Annotated in this window: 11 protein-coding genes; 1 reads left to right on the forward strand and 10 read right to left on the reverse strand. The window is 55.7% G+C overall.

The window, feature by feature from the left end; genetic code table 11:
• The coding region (locus ACM43_RS01100) for a hypothetical protein (protein ID WP_271537522.1) at positions 1-251 on the forward strand (251 nt) is incomplete at its 5' end.
• Between the two features lie 25 nt (positions 252-276).
• Here the strand turns inward: ACM43_RS01100 and ACM43_RS01105 are convergent.
• The 10 genes from ACM43_RS01105 to ACM43_RS01155 all read right to left on the reverse strand — a co-directional run bounded on the left by ACM43_RS01105 (position 277) and on the right by ACM43_RS01155 (position 9044).
• Positions 277-654: a hypothetical protein gene (locus tag ACM43_RS01105; RefSeq protein ID WP_157786096.1), complete on the reverse strand. Its 378-nt coding sequence runs from the start codon at positions 652-654 to the stop codon at positions 277-279.
• The gene (locus ACM43_RS01110) at positions 647-799 is read right to left on the reverse strand and encodes a hypothetical protein (protein ID WP_157786097.1); all 153 of its coding nucleotides are present in this window, start codon (positions 797-799) and stop codon (positions 647-649) included. The genes ACM43_RS01105 and ACM43_RS01110 overlap by 8 nt, the downstream gene beginning before the upstream one ends.
• A gap of 72 nt (positions 800-871) precedes the next feature.
• Positions 872-1705 (reverse strand): replication-relaxation family protein, encoded by an 834-nt coding sequence (locus ACM43_RS01115; protein ID WP_036032076.1) that lies wholly within the window; start codon positions 1703-1705, stop codon positions 872-874.
• Between the two features lie 137 nt (positions 1706-1842).
• Entirely contained in the window at positions 1843-3834 is a 1992-nt protein-coding gene (locus tag ACM43_RS01120) for a type IV secretory system conjugative DNA transfer family protein (protein WP_157786098.1), read from the reverse strand.
• Positions 3815-4063, reverse strand: coding sequence for a hypothetical protein (locus ACM43_RS01125; protein ID WP_036032080.1), 249 nt, complete (start codon positions 4061-4063; stop codon positions 3815-3817). Before ACM43_RS01125 ends, ACM43_RS01120 begins: the two co-directional genes overlap by 20 nt.
• A 485-nt stretch (positions 4064-4548) precedes the next feature.
• The gene (locus ACM43_RS01130; protein WP_162130870.1) at positions 4549-5403 is read right to left on the reverse strand and encodes a hypothetical protein; all 855 of its coding nucleotides are present in this window, start codon (positions 5401-5403) and stop codon (positions 4549-4551) included.
• Positions 5404-5741: 338 nt separating this feature from the next.
• Positions 5742-6545 (reverse strand): GH12 family glycosyl hydrolase domain-containing protein, encoded by an 804-nt coding sequence (locus ACM43_RS01140; protein WP_036032086.1) that lies wholly within the window; start codon positions 6543-6545, stop codon positions 5742-5744.
• Positions 6546-7377: 832 nt separating this feature from the next.
• A complete protein-coding gene (locus tag ACM43_RS01145; protein ID WP_036032088.1) occupies positions 7378-7875 on the reverse strand; it encodes a hypothetical protein in 498 nt (165 codons plus the stop codon).
• A gap of 92 nt (positions 7876-7967) precedes the next feature.
• On the reverse strand, positions 7968-8357 hold the full coding sequence (locus ACM43_RS01150; protein ID WP_081493112.1) for a phospholipase D-like domain-containing protein: 390 nt from the start codon (positions 8355-8357) through the stop codon (positions 7968-7970).
• Positions 8358-8501: 144 nt separating this feature from the next.
• On the reverse strand, positions 8502-9044 hold the full coding sequence (locus tag ACM43_RS01155; protein ID WP_081493113.1) for a phospholipase D-like domain-containing protein: 543 nt from the start codon (positions 9042-9044) through the stop codon (positions 8502-8504).
• Positions 9045-9502: the final 458 nt, after the last annotated feature.

Consider the following 9502-nt stretch of genomic DNA (forward strand, 5'->3'; position numbering starts at 1 on the left):
GAACATTGGACTACGATGACGGCTTCCCTTGGAATGGGACGGTCATAATGCGGTACAGAGTGTTCGTGGTGGACAGCAGCCGGCGAGTGATCTGCGCCGCGAAGCTCGACTGCATCGACGAGCGGGCTGCGAGATGTCGAGCCGAGCAAATGTGTGGGGAGCACGACGTTGAGCTTTGGGAAGGGGATCGGCTTGTCGCTGTCTTTCGAAGCGCAACGTCGAATGAAAATCAAAGCGACCGCTTATCCTGATTAGAGGGCCAGCCTCGCCGCCGAACTAACGCGGATACTCATTTAAAGGTTCACTGGGCTGTAAATAGGGGATGAGAGCTTCGGAGATGCGAACAGAGCCGCATTCGCGCGGCTCATCTTCTTTATTCACCTTCGGCGTCGGCGTCTGCTTCCGTTTCATCGATATCTTCAGCCCCTTGCTCTTGTTCTTGCTCTCCTTCACGCTCTTCATCTTTGTCCCGCTCATCTTCGTCAGCTTCTTCCTCCGATAGTCAAAATCGAGCTCTTTGTAGTCGATCTCGCATCGGCCTGTTTCTTCTGCTTCTAAGAGACCGCCGCAATCCGTGCACCGTTGCGCGAAGAACACGCGCTCCTCATCGACGACCGATTGTCGGCACTCTGGACACCAGAGAAAGTCAGACATTCTGCGGCTCCTTCTTCTGACGCGGCCTCCTCGCTTTCTGGAGAGCCGCGCTTTCCTGCGCAATTTGCTCCTTGAGCGCCTTCAGCTCGCTGTCGATAGCTGTCTTTAGTGCAAGCAATTCAGTTATACGCTGTAGTCTGTCCATCACTCTGCTCCTATGTCGAGAGTTTTGCCACCGCATTGCAGCCATTGCCGGTTGAACGCCCAACCGCGATCATCAGGCTGCGGCGTGTCGCCTGTGATTGTGGGAAAAAACACTGAAAGCGAAGCGATCGAGATGAGGCCCCCCAATAGAAGCTAAGAGTTCCCTCATGCTTTCAAGACGGGCCATCGTGGTCGTCGTGAACAAGACGGTCAGATTGGGAAACCCGAGATGCGTTCGATAGACGCCGCTCTCCAGCACATTGCGGTACGCGATCAACTTCCGCTCAATGGTCTGCCGGTCCTTGTCGCTCCACTTGAGCTGCTCGGTTCTGAGATCGACTTCGAGCACAAAGAAACGATAATGGCCGTTCAGGTATTCGATGGCGAAGGGGCAACCATCGGGTGTCAGCCGGTAGTCGCACTGCTTTCCCCGATGAGCGAAGGCGACTGGAAGACTATGATCTCCGCTCTCTTTGATTCCATTCGGCGTGCACGGGCTCTGGAGAATGTCTGAGAAGGGCACAAGGCGCTCTCTCGCGCCGATTTCGAAAGACGCCATCACCTGGCTCTCTGTCAGAGTATGCAGGAAGTGGCTCGAAGAGTCGCGGAGAAGCGGTTCGAAACCGATCTCGTTGAGCTTTGAGATGCCCCTTGGGGTGAGATGGAAAGCTTGGGCGCAGGATTGGTAGAGGCGCGGACTATCGAGTTGCGTCCTATGAACGGCAATCATCTTGTGCGGAACGCGCTTCAGCAGACTGAGCCGCGCGATAACCGCGCCATAGGATCGCCTCGTAAGCGCTGCAATATCCTGCGCCGCGAGGACCGTGTAGCGGCCAAGGCACTTTAAGATCTCAATATCGCCAGGAACGTTCGGGCGGATCGAGACAAGCTCGCCGCCGCGCGTCACAGGTTTCGTTGTCCAGCGTGAATTCATAGCGCGGAAGATAAATCCGCGCGGAGCGGCTGATAAGTCGGCAGCTATGTGGGTCGTTGAGGTATCGTAGCACGCAGTGCAAGATCATGTACCAACCGCTCCGCGCAAAATTATTTGCGCTTCCACGGTGCCGGTTTGCTTGGATCAAGAACCTCAGCGGATCCAATGTGCTGTCCGGAACCTTGTGAAATCGCTGAGCTCGGCGGCCCTTGCTTTTGTACAATGGGCTCATTTACATCGGCGCCGCCAAGCGTCGCGCGCTGATCGTGCTTCGGCGCAGCGAACGCAGCAGCCCCGTCGAAGGCAAGGGGACTATCCTGCAACATCCGCTTATTGCGCTCACGCAGCGCGTGATACTCGGCGTCGCTTATCTTTGGCCACTCGTCGATCCATCCGAGTTGCGTGTCGTGGATGAAGGGGTGCTCGAGAGGAGGATGCATACCTCTTACGAAGCAGGCGAAGTACGCGTCACTTTCACTCTTGTGCACGTGCTTCAAGAAGTCAGGACTGCAACGGAGATCGCGCGCCATATAGTTCAAATCTTGCGCCTCAGGACTCGAGGCGTATTTTATGCTGGTGTTCGTTGAGATCGCGTTGCGGGTCGCCTCGTCAAGCTCATCACAATACATATTCTGATGAGCAACAATCGCTCCACCGTTGTACTCGCGGAGAAGGCGGAACAATTGAGGTGTCTTTTCCGGATCAGCGAACTCTTGAAACTCGTCGATCATGACGTAGACCGGATGCTTATCGCTGCGAGACTGAATGGCGTCTTGTGCCAGCGAAAGGATGTAGCGGCCCAGAGTCTGATGGGCCTCTTTGAGTTGGGGTAGGCGCGTATTCACGAGCACAATTTTTCGTTCTCGAATACATTTGGCCAAGTCGAGTTTCCGCGTCGCGGCATTAAACATCGCAGCCAAGGTCTCATTTCCGGCAATACCGTAAATGCGGGACTTGATCTCCTCGCGCGTGGAGGCGTAGTTGGCGGAATAGAAATCGTTCTCGAAAAACCGTCGAGGTATCGATGGGAGCTTTTTGATCACCGTTTCAAATAGCGGATTGGGCGGCTTCCTGTTTATCCGGTCATCGAGCGAATCGAGCAAGGTTTCGAGGTTTGCGCCGGGAAGCGAAAAGAGCATTCGGGCACAGAACTGAAAACAGGCGGCCTGTTTTCCAGTCAGCTTTTGCTTCGTGGTCGAGAATATGTAGCTGAAATCTGACACGAGCTGGGCCGGGTCTCGTCCGTGTGTTGCAAACAGATTGAGAGCAGGTGCATCAACAGGGTCTACGATGACAACCCTGTCACTGAACATTTCTAATCGCGCCAGGCGCTCAACCATCAAGCCCTTTGGATCAACGACGATGTAAGCCGGAGGGTTCGAGTTTTCGATGAAGTCTTTGACAAGATTATTTTGAAGGAGAGTGGTCTTGCCACTTCCACTTGGGCCGAGAACGTGGGTATGCTCGTAGCGGATGTGCTGAGGTATCTGTTTAGGGCTTAGCATCTCCTTTACAGCTTGCTGTTGTGCCAATTCTATTTCGAGTTCTCGCTGCCGTTTTTCTTCTCTTTCTTTCTCCTCCTTGGCAAGTTTGATGATCTGATCTTCGCGCTTGGCGGTCTCCGCCTCATTTTTCTTGTTTTCCTCATCGATCTGGTGCATCCACTCGGCGTACAGCCGGTTATGGAGTTCAAGTTCCGCACCTGTTATTTCCGATTGTTTTCTGGTGAGGAACGCATCGAGCGCCTTTTCCCGCTCCGGTTGGACAAAATCACGCTCGCTCATCCAGGCCGTTTTGCTGAAGAGTGAGCCCAAAAGTCCAAGACCAGGACGAGCCTTCACGTAATATTCGACGGTCGCGTTCTCGACGTGCTCTTTGTAATCATCATCATCTTCGGCCTGTCTATCGAAATCGTAGCGAGGCTCGAGAAATTTGCGGACCGCTTTTTTATAGCACTCCACAGAGCAGAACCAGTAAGGCATTCCCATGAATTTGCCGTTGGGGTCTAGTGATCCACTCGCTACGGACTCGGGAGGCGGCTCAAGATCGTACGAACGATGGCGGTTGCCGCACTGAATGCACTTATCTCGGCTTGCAGCCATCGGCCCTCTTCCCCTTGATGAGAGTACGGAAGAACTCTCTCCTCTTCTCTTCTGCATGGGCACGGATAACGGGAATGGACTGCAACCACATCAGTGCGCCGACGATGAGCACGACCCAATGAGTCGGATACTGAGGTCTGCCATGCATCCATTCGCCAGTTGTGAGCATGAAGCCGAAAAGAGTGACAAAGAAGCCGACAAACGCGATAAGCAGACGGAGTAGGTCCATGGTGATCCTCCCGAGAGGAGGCGACCAGTGTTAAGCCAGTGTTGGACGCTGGCCGCCTCTGATCGCCCGCTCCTCTTACTTCGGAGCGTCGGATCTGGCCTTCGCGCATCTCTCCAGATACTCAGAAACCTCATGCGACCACCAGACGCGTGGGGAACCGCGATAGATCGAGAGCTTGAAACTCTTCGGAAATCTCTTCGCCTTCTCCAGGCGGTCAAGGTGAGTACGACTATAAGGAATTCCAAAATCTGAACGCAGACGCTTGAATGTGACCACTGATTTCTCAGACATCGCTTAGACTCCGTGTTGGAGCCGTCGCGACGGCTGTTAGTCAGCCGACGGGTCAAGTATACCTGAGGTTGAGGCGTTGTGGATGCTATTTTTTAGGTAACGTAAGCTGACGGAATTGGTCAATCGGGACTTCAGATCTCAGCGTCGGGGAAGTGCACCTTCTGACTAGATGACCGGTGTTAAAGAGAGCGGGATCAACGACGGCTCGCCACGCGCTCCCTCACCAGTTCTACCAATCGGCCGTTCGCTGCGCTGTTTCCTGCTAGATAACCTCTCTGCACGTTCACAACAGGCGCAAACAACGTGCCGCCATATTCTCTGCCCCTCTCCAACCCCCAAGCACTCGCCGCGCGCATGCAAATGACCACAATCTCGGCGCTCTCCGCTCGGGGAAACAGCACGGATTGCGTCCAGTTCACGGACACCCGACTTGACGGCAAAGACATCAGCGCACGCCAATCCTTCACCCGTGGTGACTGATACGCACCGACGTTGAGAACTGCAAATTTCTGCTCGATTTCTTTTGGGTCGCCGAAGAACTTAACGATGCTTCTGAACCATTTACCTCCACTCCCTTTGTCACGGAAGGGTTCTGGCCCTTTCCAGCGACGCATGTAGTAGTCCTTCCCATCTTTCGTTTTTGCGTCCTTGAGGTCCGATTCGCTGTTGAAGCCTGGTGCCGCAAACAGCAACACTACCTTGGCTGTCTTCAATGGTCCCGCGAATGCTGCGGGTAAGCATCTAAGGTTAAGTCCGTGCTGTTGACGGCTGAGACGAGCAAATACATGTGCATCCTCCGGATAAATGTGCGCGCCTCGTTCAATTCGCGACCAGAACCTGAAAATGTCGTTCATGCCTGTCCTATGAACATGGTCGATGCGCTTTCGTTGAATGATCCGCAACCGCGTCAGCTTGCAGAGCGTGGCATCGCAGCGGCCATTACCTTTCTGGACATCCATTGGCGGAAGATTCGAACGAACAATCCGCTCGAGCGCATCATGAAGGAGATCCGGACGAACCCGTGTCGTCGGCGCCTTCCCGACGGCCAATCCTGTCTCAACTTGGCGGCGGCCCGGCTGCGGCACATTGCCGGAACGGCGCGGTCGACCAATGCTACATGAACATGCGACCGCTCTATCAGCCACAACTCTCTGAAACCGGAGCCGTCGCCTGATCAAAAGTGCAAAAGATTCTGGAGAGCACCGCGCCCCATCTACTCCGCATGCTTCTGATGCGCCTGCGCGCGACAATGGCCGTTTTGGGCGGCAGCAGGCTGAATTGTTTCGAATCATAATGCGCTCCAGGTCATGTGCCCCGGCGCGACGATGCGCGCTCCGCGCCGGGTTCGGGCAAATCCAACAGCCGGGGCGAACTCAGAACTGGATCTTCACTTTGAGGTCACGGTCCAGTCATTGAACTTGAAGTTCATTCCGCCTGGGGACGAGGTGATCTCGACGCCGTATTGGACGCTACCGACGTTTATGTCGCCGAAGTAGCCCTTCGACTTGATCCACTCTAGGATGCCTTTGATGTCCACTGTCCCGCTGTTGCTTTTCGAAGTGGGCACGAGCGAGATGACGTTGTGACCATTATTCCCTTCAAACACGTTCCAGGTCGTCCCGCCCACGTTGACGTTAGTGTAGACCGGGATCGCCGCCCCGGAGGGATCCTGTCGATAATGATGAGAAATGGGCTTAACGTTGCCGCTACCGTCCGAGTTTCCGGTGTAGTTTGTCCAGATCATGATCTCATGCTGGTTTGAGCTGTCCCAAATATCATAGGCGGTGTCCCAAGCGCCGCTTTTAGGAACGTCCTGATTGAAGGTCGAGCTCAAAGTGTTGATTGCACTGAGCGGCTTTCCGATATGGACGGCCTCGTGCGGATAGCTCTTGATGCCACCAGTTCCGGGCTGGTTCGACCACACGCTCCACCGGTTCGCTCCATACACCGAAATGGTCTGAGGCCCGGCACCACTGCCCCACACGTCGTTGTTCCAGGAGAAGCCATCGCGTGAAAAGTTTCCATACGGAGCGCTCGAACTCCAAATCGGCGCCTTTGCCGGCACGGAGGCGGCAGCCGATGACCTGACCTCGTTCACAGCCTGCCTAAAAAGATCATGATGCTCCTGTGAGCAGACGTACCCCATTGGGGAATCTGGCGAGCCGGCACCGTTTATCCGATTGGAATTCATAATGCTCTCCTTGCTTTTATGGGAACGACACCTCTTGCCGGTCCACCCAGTGGGTACCCTAGGTTCGTGACCAGTTCGAGGCGTGGGCGGCATCGTTATCTAGAGACCGGCTTCGAATTATAGGAAAGCCTGGCTTTCGAGGAGCTGACTGGGCCTCTTCCGGAAAAAATTGCTAGAACAAAGAGGATGCAGCAGGGCGCGACAAGCGACGTCCCGAAACTCGGATTGTCGTAACCCGCACGTTCACTCATCCTCCCATGACACACGCGCGATCGTTCGAAAGGTGTGCCGAAGACGGGGGAACATGAGGAAGGCAAAAGGTCGCCATTGCGCGCAAAGTCGCTGCCGTTCGGCGCGATGTCCCGCTGGGACTGTGGTTGTGGCGATCTCGGTCATTCGGCTGTTAGCGGCTTGCCCGCACTCCGCTGCATACGTTGAGACGCCCGACCCGGACATCATCATGAGGCATTGCGCGACCTCGGAAAATGAAATGGACGCCTCCCTCAGAAATCGGTAGGAGCGTCAAGAGAGCCTGACGCCCGGCAGGGAGAATAAAAGATGCCTGAGTCAGCCGCTCTTGCAGCAAAATAGGAGACCCCAGCAGCGATGGCATCAAAGATTCAATAGGCCAGGCCAATGCCTGACTAGCCATCACACCCAGCCGCGCTCACGCCGTCTCCGCAACCCTGGCCAGCTCCGACGGCAGGAGCGCTACCATCGTGCCGTTGGCGAGTTCAAAGGAACGCTTGACAACAAACCGCAATTAAAGGGCCGAATGACAGCCAGACTAATCGAATGGGAGTTCTGTCTCCTCCCGGCAATAATTGCTGGCTTAGCCAGCATATGGCAGCTTCATGTATTTCAGGTAGTTGCTGAGGTGGTGCTGCCAGAAATAGTCCAGCTTCTGGCATCCTGGGGTACCATCGGTCGGGTTGCCGCCCGGGTCGGCGAATAGCGGCAGCAGCGAGCCGACGTCAGCATAGTTCAGCGAGCTCGGAATCTGGTCGAGGATCTGTTCGACCATGCCCGAGATCGTCGATCCGGTGATTGGTGCGGCGGATGCCGCGCCGAGATCGGCGGCGTTCAAATAGATCGTTTCGGAGGTCAATCTTCGAGAAAGACCCTCCACCCGCTGCTTGAGCCGCTTCACCGAGTCGTCGTGAACACGATTTACGGCGCTCTCACTGTCGGTGGCCGCGCTACCGAGCGCGATCATTGCCTCCGAATTGGGACTGCCGCCGAACCCGCGCAGCGGATTTGGCGTGTTCAGGTCTGATATCCACTCCAGTGAAAACGGCGCCTGCGGCACCCAGTCCTGCGTCGACGTCACCGCCCAACCGTATCCGTCGACCCCGGCAAGCCGCGCATAATCATCTGCGTAATGGTCGTTTGCCGGCCTTGGCAGGCGCGAAGGTATAGGTCTTATAGACAGGCCCTTTTCCGATAATGGTCGTACACATCCAGAATATGGACCGCATAGGCTTGGGCAAGGCGCTTGTCGCCTTGGATAACGAGCATGTTCTCATCGTTCTCGTAAGAGGCCTTATAAGCAAGATTGTGGCTGCCGGTGACGATGGTGCAATTGTCTGACAAGGGATCGATCACGACGATCTTGTCGTGGACGATGGCCGTGCCGAGCTTCAAGATCTCGGCTTCGAAATCGCCGAGAGCGGTTCCGGCGCCGAGATTACTGGTCCGCACAATATGCGTGTGCCGCTCATCATAAACGTAAGGTTTCCGTGCCGCCGCCTCTTCGGGGGTCTCGTCTCCTTCATCCCCATCCTCGTCTGTCTTCGCTTGATAGCCCGGCATGGGCCGTTGGGTCGCTGATAGCGCCGACAACCAAAAGATTGGGGTTGCACTCACCCGCCTGCCTTGCCGTCTCGATGATGCTGTAAAGACCACCGCGCGACGGCAAGAAGGCAAGGAAAAAGACAGCGTGCTCCGCGTCGTTCATCAGCTTGAAGAGCTCGGCAAGATCGGGTAGCGCTTTCTTGATATTGCGGGTTGTTGCCTTTGTGTTGGGCGAGAACCAGAGCCGGGCCTTGGACGCCTCCAACCTCGCGGAGACAGCCGTCTGATCCTTCGTCCGCAATTCGTCACCTTGAACGTTCTTGCCGCCCGGAGCCGACTGCGGGTCGGGATCTCTATCTCGTCATCATGCAGCCGCTGCCAGTAAGCGCGATAGCCTTCGGCGATATCTTCGTTTTCGATAACGATCGAATTGTTTGTCTGTCCACACAGTCCGAGCGATGTCCAATTCGTGCTGCCGGTCATGACAGCTTTGGCATCGCCGTGCTTGTCTAGGTAGACGGCAAACTTGTTGTGGCCAATATGCCGGTTGTTGAAGAGGCGATTTTGCACCTCGACCTTGTTGGCTTTGAGTATGGCGCGGGCCGGGGCGTTGCGCTTGTCCCACTCACCAGTCTCGCGGTCAGCGCTCGAGTTTGAGAGAATGATCCGCACGATCGACTTGTTGCGTATCAGAAGATCGATCAGTTCGCCATCAAAAGCGACGGCGGATGGGGCATTTGGGCTTCGAGGTTGGCCAGTTCACGCCGACGCCACATCACTCGCTGCGATAAATCTAGCATCAATGGTCTGGCCGAACGCTTCCTGGCCCTGCTTGCTGTAGAGCCCATTGTCGACGATGTAGTCGAACATCGGCTGTTCACGGAATTGACGCGATAGTCTGTCGTTGAGGGTGGTCGCTAGCTCACTTCCGAACAAGGCCTTCGGTTTGTCCTTCCCGAGGTCGGTGGAGTTGGCCCCATTGAGACCGCTGAAATTAATCCGGTTCAGGGGGAATCGTAGCACAAAACTCAGCTATGTTGCTTCGTCGGACATCGAGGCGTACAGGCGCTCTTATGTTTGCGCTTGAGGCGCCGATAGCCGAAGCGGCGGCGCTCCTGGGCGATCGCCTTCATGCGCTGGCGAACGCCGGCATCATCCGCTCG

The organism is Bradyrhizobium sp. CCBAU 45321, from assembly GCF_028128975.1.
Taxonomy (GTDB): domain Bacteria; phylum Pseudomonadota; class Alphaproteobacteria; order Rhizobiales; family Xanthobacteraceae; genus Bradyrhizobium; species Bradyrhizobium yuanmingense.

Coding starts and splice junctions, on each gene's coding strand:
- ACM43_RS01105 (WP_157786096.1), bottom strand. CDS start 654: ATGTCTGACTTTCTCTGGTGTCCAGAGTGCCGACAATCGGTCGTCGAT.
- ACM43_RS01110 (WP_157786097.1), bottom strand. CDS start 799: ATGGACAGACTACAGCGTATAACTGAATTGCTTGCACTAAAGACAGCT.
- ACM43_RS01120 (WP_157786098.1), bottom strand. CDS start 3,834: ATGGCTGCAAGCCGAGATAAGTGCATTCAGTGCGGCAACCGCCATCGT.
- ACM43_RS01125 (WP_036032080.1), bottom strand. CDS start 4,063: ATGGACCTACTCCGTCTGCTTATCGCGTTTGTCGGCTTCTTTGTCACT.
- ACM43_RS01140 (WP_036032086.1), bottom strand. CDS start 6,545: ATGAATTCCAATCGGATAAACGGTGCCGGCTCGCCAGATTCCCCAATG.
- ACM43_RS01150 (WP_081493112.1), bottom strand. CDS start 8,357: ATGCCGGGCTATCAAGCGAAGACAGACGAGGATGGGGATGAAGGAGAC.